The sequence below is a fragment of the Acinetobacter sp. V89_4 genome, assembly GCF_029967875.1.
In the GTDB taxonomy this organism is placed as follows: domain Bacteria; phylum Pseudomonadota; class Gammaproteobacteria; order Pseudomonadales; family Moraxellaceae; genus Acinetobacter; species Acinetobacter oleivorans.
In genome coordinates, this window is the sequence record NZ_JASCAI010000022.1 from 19802 (window position 1) to 41993 (window position 22192).

Consider the following 22192-nt stretch of genomic DNA (forward strand, 5'->3'; position numbering starts at 1 on the left):
TTAAAATATTCAAATAAATCTGGTGTTTGTTTCCATAAAATGATGGAAATCACCAAAAGCGTGACTAGGATAAAAGTCATAATTGTTTTCAAAAGTAAGGCATTATGCGTCATGAATAATAGCCTCCTCATTCACAAAGAAGTGTACGATCACACCTACTATACTTAATGCTATAGAACATAGCCAAATTGCATTGTAATTACCTGTTAAATCATGGTTAACACCGCCAAGCCAACCGCCAAAGAAAGAACCGACTTGATGGGTGAAAAACACAATGCCGCTCAGCATAGAAAGATATTTAACACCAAACATATTTGCCACAATGCCGTTCGTGAGCGGAACAGTAGAGAGCCATAAAAGGCCCATAATGACTCCAAAAGCATATACTGTATAAGTGCTTAACGGTAATAACAAAAAGGCAATGATCGCAATGCCACGGCTGCCGTAAAGAGCCATTAATAATTTAGGTTTTGAGAAGCGATCTCCTAACCAGCCAGCACCATAAGTCCCCACAATATTAAATAGTCCAACTAGTGCCAGAAACACAGTTCCTGTAGCTGCATCAAAGCCGTGGTCGATTAAATAGCCGGGTAAATGTACACCTAAGAAAACAACTTGGAATCCACATACTAAGAAACCTAAAGCTAACCACCAAAAGGGTTTATGTTTTCTGGCTATATTCAGTACTTGTTTAAATGTAAGCTGAGGTTGTGCAATTGCTTTTGGTGTTTGATTGCTTGGCCCTTTTAACATCCATGCAAGGGGAATAATAAGAGCAATTAACAGCGCACTGACCATTAGGGCTGCTGACCATCCAACATTTTTGAGTAAGAGAAGGGTAGATGGCAGCATAATAAACTGACCGAAAGAGCCTGCTGCACTTGCAATCCCCATTGCCATACTTCTTTTTTCTGGCGGAGCAGCTCGACCTACTGCACTAAGTAAAACTGTAAAGGAGGTTGCTGATAAAGCTAAGCCAATAATCAATCCTAGGCTTAAATTTAAGATTAAGATGCTTGAACTAAAAGCCATTAACAGTAAGCCAAGGGCGTAAAGTAATCCGCCAACAGCAACTACAATTTTACTGCCATATTTATCTGCGATTGCGCCAGTAAAAGGTTGAACTGCACCCCAAATCAGGTTCTGCATGGCGATTGCAAGACTAAAAACATGTTGGCCCCAGCCAAACTCATGGCTCATTGGAACCAAATAAAGTCCAAAACCATGCCTAACGCCTAAAGAAAGAGCCAAAATAAGGGCACTACCAATCAGCATATAGATAAGTGGCTGGGAAAAGTTGTGAGCAGTTTTAGTCATGGTTAATGGAAAATTATAATAATGTGGTCATTTATTGTAGAAGATATATCGAAAAATATCGATATAGATGGCAAGAATATTTAAGAAGAATTAAAAAGTGAGTAATGTAAATATTTTATGATAAGAAATTTGAAGAAGCAGACACCATTTTGATCTCTGCTTCTTATAAAAATTAAGCGGTTGAATTACGCTCAAGTAATGCTTGCTCAAAAAGTACTTGTTCTTTTTCTTTATGTTCGGTTGTGAAGCGAATCAAAATCACGCTACAACCCGCAACCATAACCAGACCGCCTAAAATAAACAGGCAAGTTTGGACATCAAGTAAACCTTTGAGTAGGAAACCTGCTGCCACAGCACCAACATTACCACCCGCACCAATAATTCCTGCAACTCCACCTAATGCAGTGCGATCGATAAATGGTACGAGTGCGTAAGTTGCTCCACATGCCATATGCGTAAACAATGCAAAAATAGTCATGGAAATAATTGCGAGTGCAACAGCATTCATTTGAGAGAAGAGTATTAAGAATAAACCTTCACCTAAAATCATGAGCACAAGCACTTTCGTACGGCCATCCAAACCTTTCTTGAGTGCTACTTTGTCGGAAATGATACCGCCTAGCGCTCGAGCGAATAATGCTAAAAGACCAAAGATTCCGGCAGTTAATCCAGCCGTTTTTAAATCCATTTTAAATTGATCGACATAATACATTGCTGCAACGTTGTGGATAAAAATCTCAATTCCAAAACTTGCACCATATGCCAAAAATAAAATCCAGACACGATAGTTGCGAGCGGCTTGCATTAAAATAGCAGTACCACCTTTTTTACCACTTCCGACCTCAATACCTTGCGCGCGAACTTCTTTAAAGTTTCCTTGAGGGCAATCTTGAGTTAATTTCCAATAAAGAATGCCAACAATAACCATCATTACGCCAGGTACGATTAATGCCACGCGCCATCCCATGGTTTGTTCAACACCAAACATCACAATTGCACCGAGCAATAAAGGCATTAAAGCTTGTGTTGCTCCACCGCCAGCATTTCCCCAGCCAGCCGTTGCTGCATTTGCTGTTCCTACAACGTTAGGTGCAAACATGACACTTGTATGGTATTGAGTAATGACGAAGCTTGCCCCAATCGCACCAATAAGTAAGCGAAAGAATAGAAAAGATTCATAACTATTGGCAGCAGCTACACCAAATACTGGAATGCTGCCAACTAATAGGAGAGTGGTGTACGTAATACGGGGGCCATATTTGTCGCAGAGTGGTCCGACAATAAGCCTCACTAAAATAGTAATAGCAACAGCAGCAATATTAATATTAGCAATTTGATCTTTTGTTAAGCCAAACTCCCCTTTAATAACGGGCATTAATGGTGCACACGCAAACCATGCAAAGAAACATACAAAGAAAGCGAGCCATGTCATGTGGAAGGCACGCATTGCTGGAGTTGAAAAACTGAATAATTTAATTTCAGTTGCTTTTTTTGCATCTAATTGGATATTTGAAGACATACGCCGTCCCTCTGAACTGAACGAAATTTAATTTGCATGGCAATTTATTGCCTATCTGCAGACCGATCAGAGCGGACATCGTTGGCCGTCTTTGTTTATTCATTGAATCATCATTGATTCATCATGCTCTGAATAAAGCAAAGCTTGTGCCAAAAAATGAATTTTACTAAAAAGGAAAAATTACTTTCTAATTTTATTGAGTTAGTTTGTGAATAGAAAAATAATAAAAAAATTGGAAAAAAATAAGAGGGTATTAATAAAAATTTGAAAAGGTTTCTACAGCTGTATTTTTTATAAAAAATGCTCATTTTTTTAGCATTTTGATTTAAAAAGAAGCAATTTTTAGGCGAAATAGATTGAAAGAAAGCTATAAAAACTTATACAAGTCTTTATAGCTTTCATGACGCAGAAGTTAGAAACGATAACCGACACCAACATATGAAATGAGTGGGTCAATATCAATTTTGGTATTCGCTTTAATTAGCTCTTTACCTGTATTTTGGTCAGTCACATAGATTTTTGCTTCACTATTCATTTTTGAATACGAAACTGAACCAACAGCAAACCAATTTGGGTTGAAGTCGTAAGTTGCACCTAAAGTTACAATAGGTGCAAAAGTATCGGTCGCTTCTAGTTTCACGATAGGATTTGCTGATGATGTTTTGCGATCTAATGCTGCCCCAGCTTTACCATCATGGATATTCTGGATCATGTGTCCCGCTTGAATTAAATCAGCCTCAATACCAGAATTCATTTTTAAATCATTAAAGTATGCATACATCACGCCAGCTCCGATATAAGGACGGAACTTATTTACACCTGTTTTACCAAATTGATAATGTAGTTCAACGGCTGGTAACCATGCGCGTGCGGACGCAGCCTTGCCCCCCTGAGAAAGATCAGTAATATGAAGGTCTTGTTTTAAAGGAATATCTCCACCCGCCCCGGAAATTCCACCTCCTATGATTTCTCCAATTGAAGATCCATCTTTTAGTGGAGTCGCTTTTCCAGAAAGGGGAGCGTAAATATTACCTTTTCCATTAATATCCACTTTAGGGGGAATACCACCTTTAATTTCTAAGGATAAATTGTCCGTAAAGTTGTAGTTAAACATAAGACCAACAGTATCAACATCACTAGCTTCTAAGCCAGAACCTTGTTGTTGCCATTGAGAAAGACCATTAACTTCTGCTGTACCTGCAAGTGAAGAGGGAAGAGTATCTGTAAACTTATCAAGAAGACCAATAGTGCTATACCAGAATTTTCCTGAAGTTTTGCTTTGGTCGATTGCCTCTAAAACGGCTTTTGTAGATACATCTCCAACTTTAGATTGTGTACCTTCTGCAACGCTAGTATTGATATTGACAGGGTTTCCTGAGCCTTGAGGCATTGCATGTAACCAGCCAGCAGAGACTGAAAAACGTTTGAAACCATCACCATCCTTTAAACTAAAATATGGCGAAGCGGCGTTAGTGATTGTTGGCAGGGCAAAAAAGGCAGCTGTCATACAAAATAATGACTTTTTCATCATAAAAGGACTCCATGTCCGAACATTTGTTTACTGATTTTTATTGAGCCCACCATACCGCGTTTTATTAAAATGATTGTTTATTAAAAATTAATAATTGTAATTTTTTTGAAATATTTGTTTATATTTGGAAAGATTTATTAATAAAAAATACATAATAAATAATAAAAGGCTACATAAAGTAGCCTTTTATTTAAGTTTTTTTAACTATCAGTTGAAGCGAGATAAGTCCTCTTCAGGGCGTGCAGTTAAAACTTCAATGCCTGTTTGAGTCACTAAAATAGTATGTTCATATTGAGCTGAAAGTTTATGGTCTTTCGTTACAACAGTCCATTTATCGCCTAATAGTTTAGTTTGCCATACGCCAGCATTTACCATAGGTTCAATAGTAAAAGTCATACCAGCTTCCAGACGCATACCTGTTCCAGCTTGACCATAATGTAATACTTGAGGTTCATCATGGAAAACGGTACCAATACCATGGCCACAATATTCACGTACTACACTAAAACGCTCTGATTCGACATATTTTTGGATTGCATGGCCAATGTCACCTAAATATGAACCATCTTTAACAGTTGCCATGCCTCGATACATCGCTTCTTGGGCAACTTTACATAGACGATTGGCTAAAATAGACGTCTCGCCACCAACGATATACATCATGTTTGTATCGCCGTGATAACCATCTTTAATCACAGTCACATCAATATTTAAAATATCGCCGTTTTTTAACGTTTTATTTTCAGAAGGAATGCCATGGCAGACAACATGGTTAACCGAAGTACAAATAGAGTGCTGAAAAGCAGGGCGTCCAGGAGCGCTACCATAGCCGACACAGGCAGGAATAGCATGTTGTACATTTTCAATGTGATTACGGCAAATGGTATCAAGTTCAAGTGTACTTACACCCGCCTTGATATACGGCTTGATCATCTCTAGAACTTCAGCCGCCAGTCGTCCTGCAATGCGCATTTTTTCAATTTCATCTGGAGTTTTGATTAATCGACGTGGAGCTGTATAAGTACTGTTCATGATCTCTAAAAACTTTTGGTAATTTACAAGTGTCTATGGTATAAATAGCCGCCCATTTTATCAAATGCTTTTCGTGAATATCTTTTACGAACAAATTTGATAGGTGGAGTAAAAAATCCGCACATATATCGTCACATTACTCTGGGTGCCTGTAAAAGGGTGGAGAATGCGGATATATGGAGGCCTAACCCAACTTTTAAGGTAAAGAAAATGGCAGATTACAACGTAAGCATGCGTGACCTTCTTCAAGCAGGCGCGCACTTTGGTCACCAAACTCGTTTCTGGAACCCAAAAATGCGTCAATACATTTTTGGCGCGCGTAACAAAATTCACATCATCAACCTTGAGCACACTGTTCCTGCGTTAAATGATGCTTTGAACTTCGCTAACCAATTAGCAAGCAAAAAGAACAAAGTTTTGTTCGTTGGTACAAAACGTGCTGCTTCTAACATCATCCGTGAACAAGCTCAACGCGCTGGTCAACCATATGTAGATCACCGTTGGTTAGGTGGTATGTTGACGAACTGGAAAACACTTCGCCAATCTATCAACCGTTTAAAAGATCTTCAAACTCAATCTCAAGACGGTACTTTTGCTAAGCTTACTAAACGTGAAGCTTTAGAACGTGCTCGTGAGATGGAAAAACTTGAGCGTTCTTTAGGCGGCGTTAAAAACATGGGTGGTTTACCTGACGCATTATTTGTAATCGACGTTGATCACGAAGCGATTGCAATCAAAGAAGCGAAGAACTTAGGTATTCCTGTTATCGGTATCGTTGATACAAACTCTAACCCAGACAACGTTGATTACGTTATTCCGGGTAACGACGATGCGATCCGTGCAGTAACTCTATATGCTTCAGCTATGGCTGACGCAATTCTTGCTGGTAAAGAATACGCTCAATCTCAAGCGAACGCTCAAGCAAAAGGCGATGACGCTGCGAAAGACGCTTCTGAGGCTTAATGCGTTTTGACGCAGGCTTGTCATTTTTGCGACATGTAATGGTGGCAAATTAAGCGTCGAGAGTGCAAACGGCCCAGAGTTTCTTTGGGCCGTTTTTGTTGAAAAGATTTATTTTCTACCGATTTTAGGAGATCAACATGACTGCAATTACTGCAAGCATGGTAAAAGAATTACGTGACCGTACTGGTCTTGCAATGATGGAATGCAAAAAAGCATTAACAGAAGCGAACGGTGACATCGAGCTTGCTATTGATAACCTTCGTAAATCTGGTCAAGCTAAAGCTGCTAAAAAAGCTGGTAACATTGCTGCTGACGGTGCAATCACAATCGTTCAAGAAGGCAACAAAGCAATTCTAGTTGAAGTTAACTGTCAAACTGACTTCGTTGCTAAAGACGAAAACTTCTCTAACTTCTCTAAAGCGGTTGCTACTGCTGCTTTAGCTGCTGGTGAAACTGATGCTGCTAAAATCGCTGAATTAAAATTAGCAGACGGTCAAACAGTTGAAGAAGCTCGTATTGCGCTTGTTCAAAAAATCGGTGAAAACATCCAAGTTCGTCGTGCGAAAATCGTTGAAGGCGAAAACTTGGCTATCTACAAACACGGTTTAAAAATCGGTGTTGTAGTTTCTTATACTGGTGATGCTGACACTGGTAAAGGTATTGCAATGCACGTTGCTGCATTCAACCCAGTAGCTGTAAATGCTGAAGCTGTTCCTGCTGACCTTATCGCTAAAGAAAAAGAAATTGCTGAAGCGAAAGCGTTAGAATCTGGTAAGCCAGCTAACATCGTTGAGAAAATGGTAACTGGTTCAGTTGATAAATACTTGAACGAAGTTGCTCTTGATCGTCAAATGTACGTAATCGACAACGACAAAAAAGTTGCTGATGTATTAAAAGCAACTGGTACTACTGTTGCTAACTTCGTACGTTTCGAAGTTGGTGAAGGTATTGAGAAAAAAGCAGAAATGAGCTTCGCTGAAGAAGTTGCTGCTGCTCAAGCTGCTGCGAAGTAATTCGTATCACAATAAAAAAAGCCCCATTGGGGCTTTTTTTATCTCAGTTAAATTAAGGGTAGACAATGACAAATAAAAAAAATCTCAGTATTGGTGGTGTCATAATTTTATTGATTGCTGCATATTTTGGTCTGGATTTATCTGAGCATAAGCAAAATCAATCGCCGTCATCAGTTATACCCGAAGCTCAGCATACTGAAACTACACTTTCAAATACTGGGGTTGATACAATAAAAGCTGCTTATGAGCAAAGACAAAGTAATGTTCAAGTGCAGGGAAGCGGCCGAGTAAAAGCAATTTTAAGAGATGATAATGATGGGTCGAGACACCAGAAATTTATTCTTGTACTAAAAAATGGCCTTTCAATTTTAGTCGCACATAATATTGATTTAGCACCTAAAATTCCTAATTTGAAAAAAGGTGATGTTGTAGAGTTTTACGGTGAATATGAATATAACCCAAAAGGCGGTGTATTACACTGGACACATCGTGATCCACAAAATCGTCATGAAAGCGGTTGGCTCAAACATGATGGGCAAATCTACCAATAAAGCCGAATAAACAAATAAAGAGATTGTTTTTATAGAGCAATTTTATTCTATTCAGTTTCTTAAAACATGCTATGGTTTTTTTATTGAATAGATGAGACGTATTTATGCAGCGGGAGCAAGCTGATTATCTGCATGTGCGAGAGCTGGGCGGTTTAGAGTTACTAAAAGCACATTATCACCAAACACAATTTTCGAAGCATACTCATGAAGGGTACTGTATTGGTGTGATTGAAGAGGGAGCACAGTCTTTTTTTAGGACGGGCCAGCTGCATGTAGCTCCTAAAGGCGACATTATTTTAGTAAACGCTGACGAAATTCATACGGGGTCATCTGCGGTAGAGTCAGGTTGGCGATATCGAGCAATTTATCCTACACCTGAAATGTTGGCAGAAGTCAGCCAAGATTTTTTTGAAAATTCGCGTGGGGCACCGTGGTTTCCTCAAGCTGTGATTCGTGACTTGGGTTTGGCTCAGCAACTTTGTTTACTCTTTGATTTATTAGAACAAAAAGAAAATTTTTTACTTAAAGAAACGATGTATTTATCGACTTTAGCCTGTTTAATGAAGCGACATGGTAAATCAAATCATACTTTTTGTGAGTTGCCTGAAGCATATTCAAAAATATTAAGAGTTAAAGAATTACTGGTAGAAATGCCTGAAACAAACTTTTCTTTGCAAGATCTGGCTGACATGGTGGGTCTAAGTGCATGGCATTTCTTAAGACAATTTAAAAAATATGTGGGCTTGCCACCTCATGCTTGGCTTGTTCAAGCACGCTTACAAAAAGCAAGACAATTATTAAAACAGGGTGACCAAATTGCGATGGTGGCACAGCAATGTGGTTTTTCTGATCAAAGCCATTTTAATCGTCACTTTAAAAAAGCAATGGGAGTGACGCCTACTCAATATGTAGCTAGCCTAAATAACTAGATTATTAAAAATTGATTTACAGCAATTTTATTCAATATAAATCAACTCTCATTACGCATTTTATAGAGAGATCTTTTATCTTGGATTTTATATATGAATATTCAGCTTCATCAGTTGGTGAGGTTTCCAAAAAATAAGCCACCCTATCTTTTTTTACGTGGTGCAATGGATATTTTGCCCTTGTCAATTTCTGTTATTCCGTGGGCAATTTTGGCAGGCTCTATGGCAATTCATGCAGGTTTATCTTTTTATAAAGCCCTTGCGATGTCGGGAATTGTTTTTGCTGGAGCAGCTCAATTAGTTAGTTTAAGCATGGTAATGGAAGGGGCATCTATTTTTACAATTTATGTGACGATTTTCTTTTTAACGGCTCAGCATTTTATTTATGCATTAACTTTAAGAAATGACATTTCTGCTTTGTCTCTTTCGAAACGGTTAAGTTTAGGTTTTTTATTAACGGATGAATTATTTGCGGTGTGTGCATCCGGTGAAAAAAGACAGCCAGAATATCTGTTAGGTGCAGGTCTGTCTTTTTATTTATTCTGGGTCATTTTTAGCTTGGTTGGAATACTTTTGGCAACAGTGATTCCAGATCTACTAAATTATCATTTAGATTTTTCAATTGTGGCTATTTTTATTGCCATGATAGTGCCGCTATGTAAGGGAATGCCTGTAATTGCTGGTGTGCTAATGACTTGTTTAAGCGGATTTTTCTTTAAATTATATCAAGTTGAAGGAGCGATTTTACTTTCAGGATTAATCGGTATGTTGGTTGCAGTGTTAACTGAAAAAATAGGTAAGGAGCAATAATATGTCTTGGTTTATGATTTTAGGTTTGGCAGCAATCGTCTTTTTTAATCGTTATTATTTTTTAGAACCCACTGTTAAAATTAAATTACCGCTTATTATGAATAAGATGCTTAATTATTCTGCACCTTGTTTATTAACAGCAATTTGTATTCCAGTTGTTTTTTTTGATGGCGATAATTTAAAAGGAATTATTGATAATCCTTATATTTATGCATCAATCTTTTGTATTGTGATTGCCCTTTATCTGAAGAAGGTGCTTTTAAGTGTTATCGCTAGTTTGTTTTTTTTCTATTTTATAAATTTTCTAATAAATTACTAAAATGTAAAAGCTGAATCGAGATGATCCAGCTTTAATTCAACAATTAGGATATAGCGTGTTTTTGTCTACTTTTCCATTTGGGTAAGATTTTTCCTAGATAGGCATCCATGCACCAGACGGGGCCAATGAGTAAAAATTGTAAATCTTTAAAGAACGATGGCTTTTTGCCCTCAATTTTATGACCATAGAACTGTCCGATCCAAGCAATCACAAAAATAGCAATATAAAATCCTACTCCTACAGGTAGGGTGTAAATGAGCCATGCCATAACAACAAGTAAAGCTGCCATTGCAACAGCAAGTACAAGATCTAAACGAGCATAAAATACTAAAGAGAGTACAAGTAGTAGAGCAGTGAGCAAGGTGCTGAAATGGGCAATGATTCCAATAATAGAGAATAAAATGGCAGGAACGCAGAGCCAGTGAATTTGTTTATTGGTTGGGTTTTGATGGCTTTCGCTATATTCGTCAAACCATTCTGTAAGGGATTTCATTAATGGCACACTCCTTGTTTTAACTTTGATTTATTTTTTTCTGGATATATTTTAGCCTGTTCTGGAGGAATTCGACAAGAAACCAACACTATTCAACTATAGCAACTTGGCAGTAAAAACTGAGGAAGGGGTAGAAGAAAAAAATAATGTGGCGATGATTGAAAAAAGAGTCCATTTGAACTCAAAAAAGAATGCAATATTTCATAATATTTTTTCTGTGTTGCTCAATGATGAAAACATCAAAAAAAGTGTAATTTTGAGAAGGGTGGGAAAATTGTGTGAAAAAGCTCTACTCATCTACTCTAAAAACGCCATAAATAGCCCTCATTTTAGAAAAATGGTACTAGGGTAGCGCAAATTTATTAAAGTCGCTCTAAGCGCAATTTAGAAGCGAAATAGACTTTGATAAAATAAATGCAATTTTTTGTTTAAAAAACATTCAAAACTGGGGTTGGAGAAGGGTTAAAAAAGATAATTTTTTTACCTTAAGCTGGGAATTATTTTCATAGTTGAAAAAATAAAAAAGCCGCAGAAAAAATTGCGGCTTTTTACATGAGCTCTAGAGTCTATAACTTATGAAGTTGGACCATCAACGCGCTCAATATTAACTTTTGCAGTTCCAGCATTGGTAATACCAAGACGCTTAGCTGCACCGTAAGAGAGGTCAAGTACACGATTGCCATGGAAAGGACCACGGTCATTTACTTTTACAACCACACTTTTACCATTGTCTTTATTCGTTACTCGGATGTAACAGTTCAACGGTAGGCTACGGTGAGCAGCAGTAAGGGCATTCATATCGAATGTGTCACCACTTGCTGTTTTGCGTCCATGGAATTGACGACCATACCATGAAGCCATGCCAGTTTGGCTAAACTTACGAACAGTGTTTGAAGCTACTGTGTTAAGTTTTTCAATCACTGAAGGCTCATCTTCAGGGATTTCAATTTTTGCTGCGATAGCTTGACGACGGATTTGATCGCCAGAACGTTCAGTGATTGAAAGACTGTTAATGTTAGAAAAACGAGAATTAAAATTTTGAGTATCTTTACTCAATACACGAGCTGCTAAATTAGAACCATCTACATCACTATTTAATGATGAAGATTGCACCATTTCAGCGTGCAATGGGGCTATGCTTAAACTAGCCGTCAGTGCAAGAACGTATTTCAGCGATAACTGCATTTGTATAAACTCCTGAGAACATGTACTTTTTTCTTTCAGCGATTGACTGAAATTTAAAGTGAACATGTCTTATTATTCACTTTTGCAATTGCTACATTGGGGTGGATAATATTCATCGCTTACGGAGAGTGTCTAGTCTTTAACGAGAAATAGTTACAAAAAGGGCAAAAACTTACAGTTCTGGGTTAAAAAATAATCAAAAGTGTAACAGAATATTAAATTTGTGCGTATTGTGATCTATTTAACAAAAATATTTATTGACTTTTACATAACTCATAAAAAAGCTAGCCTATCGGCTAGCCACTTCAGTGCCTAATAACCATACAGCAGTAGCATACATACGGCTCTTATTATAAGTCGTAATCACTTGAAAATTCGGGTAAGTCAAATAATAAATTGGACCATTATAGTCTTGTAATTGAATAACATTCACCATATCCAGATCATCAATTTTAACTAAAGGATTTAAAGGTGAAACCCCGAGTGTCTTTAATGCACCATATGGAAAAGGTTGAGTTAAATCTTTAGCAATAACACTGTCTGGATTTGAGCCTGTGTAACGTGCCATAAACCCGATAGGTTGATCGCGTTGCCATCCTTGTTTTGCTAAGTAATTTGCGATTGAACCGATTGCATCTTCTGCAGAGTTTCTTAAATCGATGTGTCCATTACCATCATAATCGACCCCATATTTACTAATATTACTCGGCATAAATTGTGGATAGCCAATTGCACCTGCATAGGAACCTACAATACTACTTGTTGGGTAACCTTCTTTATAAGTCCATGCAATAAGAGCAGCAAGTTCATCACCAAAATATTCAGCACGGCGAGGGTAGCCAAAAGCAAGTGTGGCTAATGCATCACGTGTAATAAATGAGCCTTTATTTGCGCCATAGCCTGTCTCAACACCCAAGATGCCCAAAATGACAGCTTGAGATACACCATATTGTTGTTCAGCACGGTTTAAAGCATCTGCATATTGGTTTTTAAAACGGACACCACGTTGAATTGTCCCTTCAACCAAAAACATAGAGCGATAGTCATACCAAGGTTTGCTTTCACCTGGACGAGTCATAATATTTAGAATGTTTGGTAAATTTTTTGCACCATTCATAGCTGCATCAACTTGGTCGCCACTTAACCCATAAGCGCTCATCGTTTTTTGTTTAAAATTTACATAATCAGGATGTGTTGCAAAATCGTTGGCCTGAGCGAAGTGACTTGTACTGATTAAACCAGTACATAAAGCAAGCATTTTTAAAGTTTTATTTAAGTGTTGAGACAACATATCGTTTTAAAATTCCAGATTATCGATGTGTATGAATGGACATGACTAAACCAAAGGTGGCCATTAAAGTAATAATAGCTGTTCCGCCATAACTCATAAAAGGTAAGGGAACACCTACTACAGGTAAAATACCACTGACCATTCCCGCATTTACAAATACATAAACAAAAAAAGACAAACCAAAGGCGCCAGCAACTAAACGTCCATAGTTATGGAAGCTTTGTAAACCGATTTGGAATGTTCTAAAAATAATAGCAAAATAAAGAATCACTAAAATAAGTACACCGATGAGCCCAAACTCTTCGGAATACGCAGCAATAATAAAGTCGGTATGACCTTCAGGTAAAAAGTGTAAATGTGACTGGGTGCCTTCAAGAAATCCTTTACCTGAAAAACCACCAGAACCAATTGCAGTTTTAGATTGAATAATATTCCAACCTGTACCGAGCGCATCTGCCTCTGGATCAAGTAAAGTTAAAACCCTTTGACGTTGATAGTCGTGTAAAAGAAATTCCCAAGCAATCGGAATGACCACCGCAGCACAGGCTCCTGCAGCACCGATCATACGCCACGATAGTCCACTTAAAAATAAAACAAATATACCGCTTGCTAATACTAAAAGTGATGTCCCTAAGTCAGGTTGTTCTGCAATCAGTAAAAAAGGAATACCAATTAACATTAATGATAAAACAACTTGTGAAAAACTAGGGGGAAGTGGTTTACGTGCTAAAAACCAGGCAATCATCATGGGCATGCCGATTTTCATGAATTCACTGGGTTGGACACTTCCGAAACCAGGAATATCAATCCAGCGCTGAGCACCCATTCGGACTTCACCAAATATCATGACTGCCAAAAGTGAAAATAAGCCAAATAAATAAAAATAGGGTGAAAAAGCTTGATAGACCTTTGGCGGAATTTGGGCTAGACCAAACATCACTAAAAAGCCAATACCAAAACTCATGGCTTGTTTACTCACTAACCCCACATCTTGTGCAGAAGCACTATATAGTACGGTTAAACCTAATAGCGCATTTAAGAGCAGAAATAGGCATAGCCAAGGGTCAACATGGAGTTGTTGCCACTTTGAAGGTTGCATAGCAGTGCTAAGACCATCTCGAGGAGCTTGGCGTAAAAATTTATATTGCGGACTAGGAGACATGCGGCGTTAACTAAGGTCAATCAGTGCTTGGCGCATGCTAACATAAACTTGGTTAATGGCAATGTATATCAATATTTTGCAATAAAAAAACCTAGCTTTCGCTAGGTTTCCGATAGTCTATTTTTTATTAGTTAAAGAATAAACCATCATGATATTCAGCCATCGCTTTTAGTTCAGTGCGATTTAGGCTTGGAATCAATTTGTCGATCGCAATGTGAACAGCTTTTGTTACAGCTGCTGCACCAATATCGGCTGCTTTACGCTTAATCATGCCAAGGTCTAATGTTTTATTAAAATCAGACATGAAGTGTTTAATCATGGCATCGCCGAATTGTTTATATAACTCAGCTAAAGCAGCTTTATTAATGTCATTGCCTGCTTCAAGTTCAGTAAAGTTATGCTTAAGGTTAGTCACTAAACCCGCATCTAAATTTACGCCTACTTTATATTGGCCTTGTGGGTCTTTAAATAAGCTTTTTTCAGAAAACTCTACTGATTGTTTAACCACATCATTTGGTGCTTTGCTTAACAATTGCTTTAAAAGAACAGCAACAGTTGATTTGACATAGCCTGCTAGTTTTTCGGCAGTATCGCGCTTTTCACTTGCAGGAAAATGCTGAACTAACTGAATTAAGACATTATCAATAATCTCTTCATTAAGCTGTAAAGCAATCTTATCGCGAAGTGGATATAAAGGTTCGCTAGAATTCTTATTCGCAATTCCAGTTTGTATATCGTTCAATAAGCCTTCAGAAGGGGTAAAACCAAAAAACGGCATGGTGTATCCTCAAATTATTCGTTTTATTGTCGTGCCAATCGAATCGGTTTTGGCATCCATGAAAGATCCGATACTCGGCAAGGGTTAATATCAAGTCCGCCGCGACGAGTATAAGTTGCATAAACCATCAGCTTCTCAGGCTCTAGATTTTGCCAAATATCGGCAAAGATCTGTTCGACACACTGTTCGTGAAAGCCGTTATGCTGACGGTACGAGATAATATAAGCTAAAACACTACGATAACAAGGTTTTTTGCCTTTAAAACGAATAAAAACTGTACCCCAATCCGGCTGTCCCGTGACTGGGCAGTTACTTCTCAAAAGATGAGAATACAGCTCAATTTCAACTTCTTCACCAGACTCATCTCGTTTTAAAAGAGTCGCATCAGGATGTTGCTCTAAACGTTCTGGAGTAAGGTCATCAATACAAATGCCTTGAGGTTTACAAATCTCTAAATCATCAACCTGAAATAAGGTTAATTCAACTTTTGCACCCGCAGCAGCTGAGAGATCTTTTTCAACTGTTTCAATGAATGACTCTTTCGAATCAAATTGAGTGAAATTAAGACTATTGAAGTAAAGTTTTAATGACTTTGACTCAATTAAATTCGGTGAAGAAGCGGGCAGTGTAATTCTGCCAATCGCAACTTGTGGAATACCATGAGCGTTTAACCATGAGATTTCAAAAACATGCCACCAATCTTTACCTTGAGTAATGCCTTCAATATGTGAATAGCTTTCACGAGATTGAGCACGGGCAATTGGAAATAAAACATCAGGTTGATAATTAGTTGGATATTGGGTTTCTTTACCCAATAAAGACTGTTCGACACTCATTCACGCATTCCTGAACCACGAGCAAGTAAATAGTAAGCAATTCCGTAAAGTACAACACAGCATGATGTCACAATGATTAAAGAGAATGAAACATTCACATCGCTATGACCTAAAATGCCGAAACGGAAAGCATTAACCATATAAACAATAGGGTTAATTAAAGAAAGTTTTTGCCAAAAAGGGCCAAGTGCACTAATGGCATAAAACACACCACCTAAATAAGTTAAGGGTGTAAGAACAAAGGTGGGAATAATAGAAATATCATCAAATGATTTTGCATAGACTGCATTAATAAAACCACCTAACGAGAAAAGAACCGACGTAATTAAGACTGTATATATAGTTACGAACCAGTTGTGTATGAAAAGGTCAGTAAAGAACATGCTCATTGCAGTCACAATTGCACCAACTAATACACCACGGCAAATACCGCCAATTACATAGCCCCATAAAATGATATGGAGTGGAACGGGACTCATGATAAGTTCTTCAATACTTTTTTGGAATTTTACACTAAAGAAACTTGAAGAAACGTTGGCATAACTATTGGTAATGACCGCCATCATAATTAAACCGGGCACGATAAATTGCATGTAGCTCACGCCACCCATTTGTCCAATGCGTGAACCCACCAAATTACCGAAAATGACAAAGTACAAACTCATTGTAATCGCAGGTGGTAATAAGGTTTGTGGCCAAATGCGTAGAAAACGGCGTACTTCTTTACGAACTATGGTCCAGAGAGCAATTTGCAGTTGGCTAAAATTCATTTTGCCTCTCCTTCAAGATTTTTCTCGACCATTTTGACAAATAACTCTTCTAAACGGTTCGATTTATTGCGCATACTACGAACACGAATACCTTGAGATTCTAATAGCTGGAATAGGTCATTTAATGTATGCGCTCTATCCATCGTTACTTCTAATGTATTGCTATCGATTAAGTTAAACTTTACACCAATAATATTTAACTGAAGCGGCCCAATCGGTTCGGCTAAATCGAAGATAAATGATTCTTCATTGAGCTGATTAAGGAAGTTCTTCATGCTGGTATCTTCTTTAATTACACCGCGGTCAATAATCGCAATTTGACGACACAACATTTCTGCTTCTTCTAAATAGTGGGTCGTTAAAATAATAGAAGTACCGCTTTCGTTCATTTCAGTCAGAAAATCCCACATAGAACGGCGTAATTCAATATCTACACCGGCAGTGGGTTCATCTAGAATAAGAAGCTTAGGCTCATGCATCATGGCACGGGCAATCATCAGACGACGCTTCATACCACCAGACAGCATGCGTGCTTGTATATTACGTTTTTCCCACAGGCCGAGCTTTTCTAAATAATGTTCGGCACGTTTTTCTGCAATCTTTTTGTGGATGCCATAATAGCCAGCTTGAGTGACTAAAATATCGAATGTTTTTTCAAACTGTCCAAAGTTAAATTCTTGAGGAACGACACCAAGCTGCTGCTTTGCCAGAGATGGATGGGTATCAAGATTATGTCCAAAAATCTCAACTGTTCCTGAGGTTTTTTTCGTGAGGGAGCTGATAATACCAATGGTTGTTGATTTGCCGGCACCATTTGGGCCTAACAACGCATAAAATTCACCTTCAGGCACAGTGAGGTTAATACCTTTTAACGCCTGAAAACCATTACGATATGTTTTGGACAAATCTCTTAAAACCAAAGCATCAGTCATGAAATTCTCACATTATGAAAGAGGGGTATATTTTGAGCGATAATGATTAATAAACCAAGTAAAATAGTCGGAATTTTATAAAATTGAGATAAATTTATGAAGTTATTATATAAAAGCTGGTGCGCCCGGCGGGGATCGAACCCACGACCCCAGGTTTCGGAAACCTGTACTCTATCCAACTGAGCTACGAGCGCATGCGTGGGGCACATCATAGGAAAAAAACACTGGCAGGTAAAGCACGAAATACGTGCCAAGTGACTTTAATGCTTAATTAAACAGCAAGTTGTTCAATATTTTATATACTTTCTTGAAGAAGCTGAATTGAATAGTTAATTGTACGTAAAGCTGTGGCAAGTTCCTGAGGGGGAATGCGTGATTCTTGTAAATTTGTAATCCACTGTATCTGACATAATTTAAGTTCTTGTATTGTAGTCGTTTTCTCTATTCTTTGAACAAGTGGTTTAGTCATTAGTCCGCAATAACTGCTAAGCGTTTTCATCATTAATAGTTGTATTTCTTCGAAAGAAAGAGCCTTAGAAGATATTACTGGTTGAAAATATGTAGTACTGGACTGATCTAAAGTTTTTTGCTCGGAAAGCTGGATTTCTCCAACAAGATTCGGGGAATGTGCTATGGAGCTACCAATAGATTCTTTTTGATTTTCTTCTACTTTATTTATTTGTGAGGTTTTTAAAATAATTTCTTCATCAGTTAATGTTTCTGTAGAGGCAGCTGGGGCAATAAGTTCTAAGTCGACAAGTTGTTGAATCAATTCCGGAGAAGCAATGCGTTTTTTAAATTCACCATTTAAGTTTTGAAAATCCTCATGGTCTATCAAGAGTAATAAACGCCTTTGTTTTGCATTTAAAACAATATTGCGTTGTTGAAGTGCAACTCTTCCTAAATTGGTTCTATAAAAACCAGCCATTATGTTTCCCCAATATAAAAATAAATCAGACTGTTCAATTTTCTGAGTTGAACAGTGCTGTTTTTAATAAAATATAAATGGGGTTAACCATAAAACTCAAAAATGACAATATGATGAAGAATTGATGAGTATCATCTATTTAAGTCATTAAAGTACACTTTCTAATGCTTTGCGAAGGTAAATATCAAGCTCATCTTGGCGTAATAACCATTGAATATAGTCTTTAGGAAGTTCAGCAATTGCTGTGCCTTTATGCTTACCAAAGTTAACCGTTGTGGGGATACGTGCTTCTTCAGAAACTCGGTATAGCTCTTCAATATCTTGAATATTTAAATGATATACAATATGCATCAAAATATTAGCAGTCAAAATAATATCTGCATCGGCACGGTGTGCACCTTTGAGTAATTCACGAGCTTTATTGCTGCCTTGCGAAATCATATAGATGAGGGCGGAGATATTATGCGCTTCTGCTTCAGGCCAAACTTTACGCGCTAAAGCTAAAGTACAAATCGGTTTAATATTCGATACATCTACACCGCAACGTGCAATCGCGGCAATATCGTAATCAATATTGTGACCAATAATATAAGTCGTGCTCTCTGGTAATTTAAACGTTTTATAGTGAGGCTGGTTTTCTAAATCTGACTCTAATATATGGTGAACTGCCATAGCGGCGTAGGAAATAGGGGCACCGACTTGATAGAGCTGATCAAACAATTTGCTTTTATCTAAGGTGAGCTTGCCTTCATTAATTTCAATCGGGGCATATGCAATTTCAATAGGCAAACCATTTAGTGTATGTGTTTCTGTATCTAAAATAATGGTTTGCATAACTGGCCCTTTAAACAATCACGAGTAGCTATGAATGTTAACAGTTGGTTGTTCACTTTAAAACATGAAGAGAAGGTTAGATGCCAATAAGAAATTCAAGTTATGTTGAAAAGTAGAAGATTTCAGTGCTAATTTTGATCAAATGTGACTTGCTAAAAATTAAGTTTAGGCGTAATTGTTTTTAAGACATTAGAAAATGTTGATTAAAAAACTAAAGCACAACAAAAATGGAATTTAAGGGAAGATATACCAATGAAAATGAAACTGTTCATGACCAGTGTTCTTAGCACAAGCTTATTGTTGACGGCATGTGGTGGAGGAAGTAGCGATGACAGCCCAGTAACTACTAATCCATCTGGTACTCCAGCCAATAATATTCAAAACCCAGTAGTTAAAGTAGATGCTTACACGAGCACGAACCTAGGATCAGTTGCTGCTGAAAGTAGTATTTTGACCTATAAAATGTTAGGTCAAAGTGGCCAAGAAGTACAGGCAACCAGTTTGGTATTCACACCAAATACTCCACCACCAACAGGCGGTTGGCCAATTGTAGTCTGGGCACATGGTACTACAGGTGTCGCAGATGCCTGTGCACCAAGTAAAGCAGCTTTAACAGACAGTACAAAAGATTTAATTAGTAAGTTACTTGCAGCTGGTTATGTTGTTGTTGCGCCAGATTATGAAGGTTTAGGTACTTCAGGCATACATCCATTTTTAAATGTTAAAAGTGAGGCTTTCTCAATTACAGATGCTGTGGTTGCAACGCGTAACTATTTATCACAGCGTAACTTATTAACTTCAAAAAAATGGCTTACAGTCGGTCATTCCCAAGGGGGACATGCTGCGTTAGGTGCTGCACAATATGCGAGTCGTGCACAGCTAGACTATAAAGGTACAGTAGCCGTAGCACCAGCTTCTAATTTAGGTTTTATTTTAGTTGCAGGTGAACAAGCTGTTGCTAATGCAACTATAGATAAAAAGATTCCGATGTATGCACAGCTTGATACCTATACTGCGTTAGTTACAGCAGGTATTCGAAATACACAGCCAAGCTTTAATTATTCGCAGGTATTTACTTCACAAACAGAAAGTACAGCACAGCAGGCAGAAACGATTTGTGCGGGACCATTAGCCCAAGCTTTGGCAGTTAATATGCAAACCTACGCAGCAACTCATGCCGGCACACTGGACGGTTTTACGCGTACACAACCTAACTTTATGACGGTACCCTTGGTTAAAACATTCTTAGATAAAGATTCTCAACCTTTACAGGCAAAAGTATCTACACCAATCATTATTTATCAGGGGCTAGCAGATACGACAGTTCCTAAAGTAGCTACAGATATTTTGATATCTAATGCCACTGTCGTAGGTACTAAAATTAATAGTTATGTGACTGGTAACTGGGACCATAATACGGCAATGAGTAGCAATGTAGACAACATCGTTGGAAATGTTCAGACTTTGCTAACAGCACAATAGAGTTATTGATATTTAAAGTATTTTTAACCTTCTTGTAAGCTAAAGTGAATGAGGGGAAAATTTAAAATATAAGCTTTAAACCAGCTTTTTTATTGATTTATAAACAATGGCTCATTTTTTATAAAACTTGAGCCATTTTTATTTAAAACTGAGCTAACTTCATTCTGTTTAATTATAAAGTTCATGCTACAATATGTCGCAATCTTAGCACGGCTTAAAAGCCCTAATTTTATAGGACCCCCGCTAATGTTTGCCAATATTTCCATTTCTGAATTTGATCCAGAATTAGCTCAAGCAATTGCTTCTGAAGGTGAGCGTCAAGAAGCACATATCGAGTTAATTGCTTCTGAAAACTATTGCTCTCCTGCTGTGATGGAAGCGCAAGGATCAAAACTTACGAATAAATATGCAGAAGGTTATCCAGGTAAACGCTATTATGGCGGTTGCGAATATGTGGATATCATTGAGCAAATGGCGATTGATCGTGCTAAAGAACTTTTTGGTGCAGATTACGCAAACGTTCAACCACATGCTGGCTCACAAGCTAACTCTGCTGTTTATCTAGCACTTCTTAACCCAGGCGATACTGTTTTAGGTATGAGCTTGGCTCACGGTGGTCACTTGACTCACGGTGCTAAAGTAAGCTTCTCTGGTAAAACTTATAATGCAGTTCAATACGGTCTGAACGCTGAAACTGGCGAGATCGATTATGAAGAAGTTGAACGTTTAGCATTAGAGCACAAGCCACGTATGATCGTTGCTGGTTTCTCTGCTTACAGCCGTGTTGTAGATTGGCAACGTTTCCGTGACATCGCGGACAAAGTTGGCGCTTACCTTTTTGTTGATATGGCTCACGTTGCAGGTCTTGTAGCTGCTGGCGTATATCCAAACCCAGTTCAAATTGCTGACGTAACTACAACTACGACTCACAAAACACTTCGTGGTCCACGTTCTGGTTTAATCCTTGCGAAAGCGAATGAAGAAATCGAGAAGAAACTTCAATCAGCTGTATTCCCTGGTAACCAAGGTGGTCCATTGATGCATGCGATTGCTGCTAAAGCAATCTGCTTCAAAGAAGCAATGTCTGATGAGTTTAAAGCTTACCAACAACAAGTTGTAAAAAATGCTCAAGCTATGGCTGAAGTGTTAATCGCTCGTGGTTATGACGTTGTTTCTGGTGGTACAGAAAACCACTTATTCTTGTTATCTTTAATCAAGCAAGATGTAACTGGTAAAGATGCAGATGCTTGGTTAGGTGCTGCTCACATTACTGTGAACAAAAACTCAGTTCCAAATGACCCACGTTCTCCATTCGTGACTTCTGGTATCCGTATCGGTACTCCAGCGGTAACAACTCGTGGTTTCGGTGAAGCTGAAGTTCGTGAACTTGCTGGTTGGATCGCTGATGTGATTGACAGCAAAGGTGACGAAAAAGTTATTGCTGACGTAAAAGCGAAAGTTGAAACTGTTTGTGCAAAATTCCCTGTATACGCACAATAAGTTGTAAATGTAAAAAA

Annotated in this window: 22 protein-coding genes, 1 tRNA gene and 1 pseudogene; 8 read left to right on the forward strand and 16 right to left on the reverse strand. The window is 38.0% G+C overall.

Going from position 1 to position 22192, the window contains the following annotated elements:
• Positions 1–102: 102 nt before the first annotated feature.
• From QLG01_RS09580 to map, 4 genes are all read right to left on the reverse strand, one after another.
• A complete protein-coding gene (locus tag QLG01_RS09580; protein ID WP_282496336.1) occupies positions 103–1317 on the reverse strand; it encodes an MFS transporter in 1215 nt (404 codons plus the stop codon).
• 172 nt (positions 1318–1489) lie between these two features.
• On the reverse strand, positions 1490–2836 hold the full coding sequence (locus tag QLG01_RS09585) for an MFS transporter (protein ID WP_004790995.1): 1347 nt from the start codon (positions 2834–2836) through the stop codon (positions 1490–1492).
• A gap of 412 nt (positions 2837–3248) precedes the next feature.
• Complete coding sequence (locus QLG01_RS09590) at positions 3249–4367, reverse strand: OmpW family protein (RefSeq protein ID WP_198306951.1); 1119 nt, start codon at positions 4365–4367, stop codon at positions 3249–3251.
• A gap of 207 nt (positions 4368–4574) precedes the next feature.
• Positions 4575–5399, reverse strand: coding sequence for a type I methionyl aminopeptidase (gene map / locus QLG01_RS09595; protein ID WP_282496337.1), 825 nt, complete (start codon positions 5397–5399; stop codon positions 4575–4577).
• A gap of 210 nt (positions 5400–5609) precedes the next feature.
• On the opposite strand from map, the gene rpsB reads away from it, so the two are divergent.
• The 6 genes from rpsB (at position 5610) to QLG01_RS09625 (ending at position 9984) form a co-directional block, all read left to right on the forward strand.
• Positions 5610–6362, forward strand: coding sequence for a 30S ribosomal protein S2 (gene rpsB, locus QLG01_RS09600; protein ID WP_002118204.1), 753 nt, complete (start codon positions 5610–5612; stop codon positions 6360–6362).
• Positions 6363–6499: 137 nt separating this feature from the next.
• Positions 6500–7375: a translation elongation factor Ts gene (gene tsf / locus QLG01_RS09605; protein WP_004791001.1), complete on the forward strand. Its 876-nt coding sequence runs from the start codon at positions 6500–6502 to the stop codon at positions 7373–7375.
• 65 nt (positions 7376–7440) lie between these two features.
• A complete protein-coding gene (locus QLG01_RS09610; RefSeq protein WP_282496338.1) occupies positions 7441–7926 on the forward strand; it encodes a DUF3465 domain-containing protein in 486 nt (161 codons plus the stop codon).
• A 104-nt stretch (positions 7927–8030) separates the two neighbouring features.
• Positions 8031–8855, forward strand: coding sequence for an AraC family transcriptional regulator (locus QLG01_RS09615; protein WP_282496339.1), 825 nt, complete (start codon positions 8031–8033; stop codon positions 8853–8855).
• 93 nt (positions 8856–8948) lie between these two features.
• On the forward strand, positions 8949–9665 hold the full coding sequence (locus QLG01_RS09620; protein ID WP_151828045.1) for an AzlC family ABC transporter permease: 717 nt from the start codon (positions 8949–8951) through the stop codon (positions 9663–9665).
• 1 nt (position 9666) lies between these two features.
• Positions 9667–9984 (forward strand): AzlD domain-containing protein, encoded by a 318-nt coding sequence (locus QLG01_RS09625; RefSeq protein ID WP_192454943.1) that lies wholly within the window; start codon positions 9667–9669, stop codon positions 9982–9984.
• A gap of 43 nt (positions 9985–10027) precedes the next feature.
• Here QLG01_RS09625 and QLG01_RS09630 read toward each other — a convergent pair whose 3' ends face one another.
• The 11 genes from QLG01_RS09630 to QLG01_RS09680 all read right to left on the reverse strand — a co-directional run bounded on the left by QLG01_RS09630 (position 10028) and on the right by QLG01_RS09680 (position 19193).
• Positions 10028–10477, reverse strand: a complete 450-nt coding sequence (locus tag QLG01_RS09630) for an Mpo1-like protein (RefSeq protein ID WP_005307114.1) — start codon at positions 10475–10477, stop codon at positions 10028–10030.
• Positions 10478–11050: 573 nt separating this feature from the next.
• Positions 11051–11662, reverse strand: a complete 612-nt coding sequence (locus tag QLG01_RS09635) for a septal ring lytic transglycosylase RlpA family protein (protein WP_004791014.1) — start codon at positions 11660–11662, stop codon at positions 11051–11053.
• Positions 11663–11951: 289 nt separating this feature from the next.
• Positions 11952–12953, reverse strand: a complete 1002-nt coding sequence (mltB, locus tag QLG01_RS09640) for a lytic murein transglycosylase B (RefSeq protein WP_004791015.1) — start codon at positions 12951–12953, stop codon at positions 11952–11954.
• A gap of 19 nt (positions 12954–12972) precedes the next feature.
• Entirely contained in the window at positions 12973–14115 is a 1143-nt protein-coding gene (gene rodA, locus QLG01_RS09645) for a rod shape-determining protein RodA (protein WP_005307110.1), read from the reverse strand.
• A 127-nt stretch (positions 14116–14242) separates the two neighbouring features.
• Positions 14243–14893, reverse strand: a complete 651-nt coding sequence (locus QLG01_RS09650) for a hypothetical protein (protein WP_005307108.1) — start codon at positions 14891–14893, stop codon at positions 14243–14245.
• Between the two features lie 23 nt (positions 14894–14916).
• A complete protein-coding gene (queF, locus tag QLG01_RS09655; protein WP_282496340.1) occupies positions 14917–15729 on the reverse strand; it encodes an NADPH-dependent 7-cyano-7-deazaguanine reductase QueF in 813 nt (270 codons plus the stop codon).
• Positions 15726–16499, reverse strand: coding sequence for an ABC transporter permease (locus QLG01_RS09660; RefSeq protein WP_004791025.1), 774 nt, complete (start codon positions 16497–16499; stop codon positions 15726–15728). The genes queF and QLG01_RS09660 overlap by 4 nt, the downstream gene beginning before the upstream one ends.
• Complete coding sequence (locus tag QLG01_RS09665) at positions 16496–17431, reverse strand: ABC transporter ATP-binding protein (protein WP_005307103.1); 936 nt, start codon at positions 17429–17431, stop codon at positions 16496–16498. The genes QLG01_RS09660 and QLG01_RS09665 overlap by 4 nt, the downstream gene beginning before the upstream one ends.
• Positions 17432–17548: 117 nt before the next feature.
• Positions 17549–17625, reverse strand: a tRNA-Arg gene (locus QLG01_RS09670).
• A 101-nt stretch (positions 17626–17726) separates the two neighbouring features.
• Positions 17727–18359, reverse strand: a complete 633-nt coding sequence (locus QLG01_RS09675) for a hypothetical protein (protein ID WP_199986719.1) — start codon at positions 18357–18359, stop codon at positions 17727–17729.
• Positions 18360–18506: 147 nt separating this feature from the next.
• Positions 18507–19193, reverse strand: a complete 687-nt coding sequence (locus QLG01_RS09680; RefSeq protein ID WP_199986720.1) for a 3'-5' exonuclease — start codon at positions 19191–19193, stop codon at positions 18507–18509.
• Positions 19194–19445: 252 nt separating this feature from the next.
• Between QLG01_RS09680 and QLG01_RS09685 the strand changes: the two genes are divergently transcribed.
• Positions 19446–20675 carry an alpha/beta fold hydrolase gene (locus tag QLG01_RS09685; protein WP_282496341.1) on the forward strand — a complete coding sequence of 410 codons (1230 nt, stop codon included), beginning with the start codon at positions 19446–19448 and terminating at the stop codon, positions 20673–20675.
• 23 nt (positions 20676–20698) lie between these two features.
• Here the strand turns inward: QLG01_RS09685 and QLG01_RS09690 are convergent.
• A pseudogene (locus QLG01_RS09690) lies at positions 20699–20860 on the reverse strand (hypothetical protein).
• Between the two features lie 61 nt (positions 20861–20921).
• Between QLG01_RS09690 and glyA the strand changes: the two are divergent.
• A complete protein-coding gene (gene glyA / locus QLG01_RS09695; RefSeq protein ID WP_032052288.1) occupies positions 20922–22175 on the forward strand; it encodes a serine hydroxymethyltransferase in 1254 nt (417 codons plus the stop codon).
• Positions 22176–22192: the final 17 nt, after the last annotated feature.

Excerpts from the sequence above, each read along its gene's own strand:
- QLG01_RS09675 (WP_199986719.1), bottom strand. The coding sequence starts at position 18,359 with ATGGCTGGTTTTTATAGAACCAATTTAGGAAGAGTTGCACTTCAACAA.
- QLG01_RS09610 (WP_282496338.1), top strand. The coding sequence starts at position 7,441 with ATGACAAATAAAAAAAATCTCAGTATTGGTGGTGTCATAATTTTATTG.
- QLG01_RS09625 (WP_192454943.1), top strand. The coding sequence starts at position 9,667 with ATGTCTTGGTTTATGATTTTAGGTTTGGCAGCAATCGTCTTTTTTAAT.
- map (WP_282496337.1), bottom strand. The coding sequence starts at position 5,399 with ATGAACAGTACTTATACAGCTCCACGTCGATTAATCAAAACTCCAGAT.
- QLG01_RS09685 (WP_282496341.1), top strand. The coding sequence starts at position 19,446 with ATGAAAATGAAACTGTTCATGACCAGTGTTCTTAGCACAAGCTTATTG.
- QLG01_RS09635 (WP_004791014.1), bottom strand. The coding sequence starts at position 11,662 with ATGCAGTTATCGCTGAAATACGTTCTTGCACTGACGGCTAGTTTAAGC.
- QLG01_RS09650 (WP_005307108.1), bottom strand. The coding sequence starts at position 14,893 with ATGCCGTTTTTTGGTTTTACCCCTTCTGAAGGCTTATTGAACGATATA.
- QLG01_RS09590 (WP_198306951.1), bottom strand. The coding sequence starts at position 4,367 with ATGATGAAAAAGTCATTATTTTGTATGACAGCTGCCTTTTTTGCCCTG.
- QLG01_RS09615 (WP_282496339.1), top strand. The coding sequence starts at position 8,031 with ATGCAGCGGGAGCAAGCTGATTATCTGCATGTGCGAGAGCTGGGCGGT.
- QLG01_RS09630 (WP_005307114.1), bottom strand. The coding sequence starts at position 10,477 with ATGAAATCCCTTACAGAATGGTTTGACGAATATAGCGAAAGCCATCAA.
- QLG01_RS09660 (WP_004791025.1), bottom strand. The coding sequence starts at position 16,499 with ATGAATTTTAGCCAACTGCAAATTGCTCTCTGGACCATAGTTCGTAAA.
- QLG01_RS09680 (WP_199986720.1), bottom strand. The coding sequence starts at position 19,193 with ATGCAAACCATTATTTTAGATACAGAAACACATACACTAAATGGTTTG.
- tsf (WP_004791001.1), top strand. The coding sequence starts at position 6,500 with ATGACTGCAATTACTGCAAGCATGGTAAAAGAATTACGTGACCGTACT.
- mltB (WP_004791015.1), bottom strand. The coding sequence starts at position 12,953 with ATGTTGTCTCAACACTTAAATAAAACTTTAAAAATGCTTGCTTTATGT.
- rodA (WP_005307110.1), bottom strand. The coding sequence starts at position 14,115 with ATGTCTCCTAGTCCGCAATATAAATTTTTACGCCAAGCTCCTCGAGAT.
- QLG01_RS09620 (WP_151828045.1), top strand. The coding sequence starts at position 8,949 with ATGAATATTCAGCTTCATCAGTTGGTGAGGTTTCCAAAAAATAAGCCA.
- QLG01_RS09585 (WP_004790995.1), bottom strand. The coding sequence starts at position 2,836 with ATGTCTTCAAATATCCAATTAGATGCAAAAAAAGCAACTGAAATTAAA.
- QLG01_RS09580 (WP_282496336.1), bottom strand. The coding sequence starts at position 1,317 with ATGACTAAAACTGCTCACAACTTTTCCCAGCCACTTATCTATATGCTG.
- rpsB (WP_002118204.1), top strand. The coding sequence starts at position 5,610 with ATGGCAGATTACAACGTAAGCATGCGTGACCTTCTTCAAGCAGGCGCG.
- QLG01_RS09665 (WP_005307103.1), bottom strand. The coding sequence starts at position 17,431 with ATGACTGATGCTTTGGTTTTAAGAGATTTGTCCAAAACATATCGTAAT.
- queF (WP_282496340.1), bottom strand. The coding sequence starts at position 15,729 with ATGAGTGTCGAACAGTCTTTATTGGGTAAAGAAACCCAATATCCAACT.
- glyA (WP_032052288.1), top strand. The coding sequence starts at position 20,922 with ATGTTTGCCAATATTTCCATTTCTGAATTTGATCCAGAATTAGCTCAA.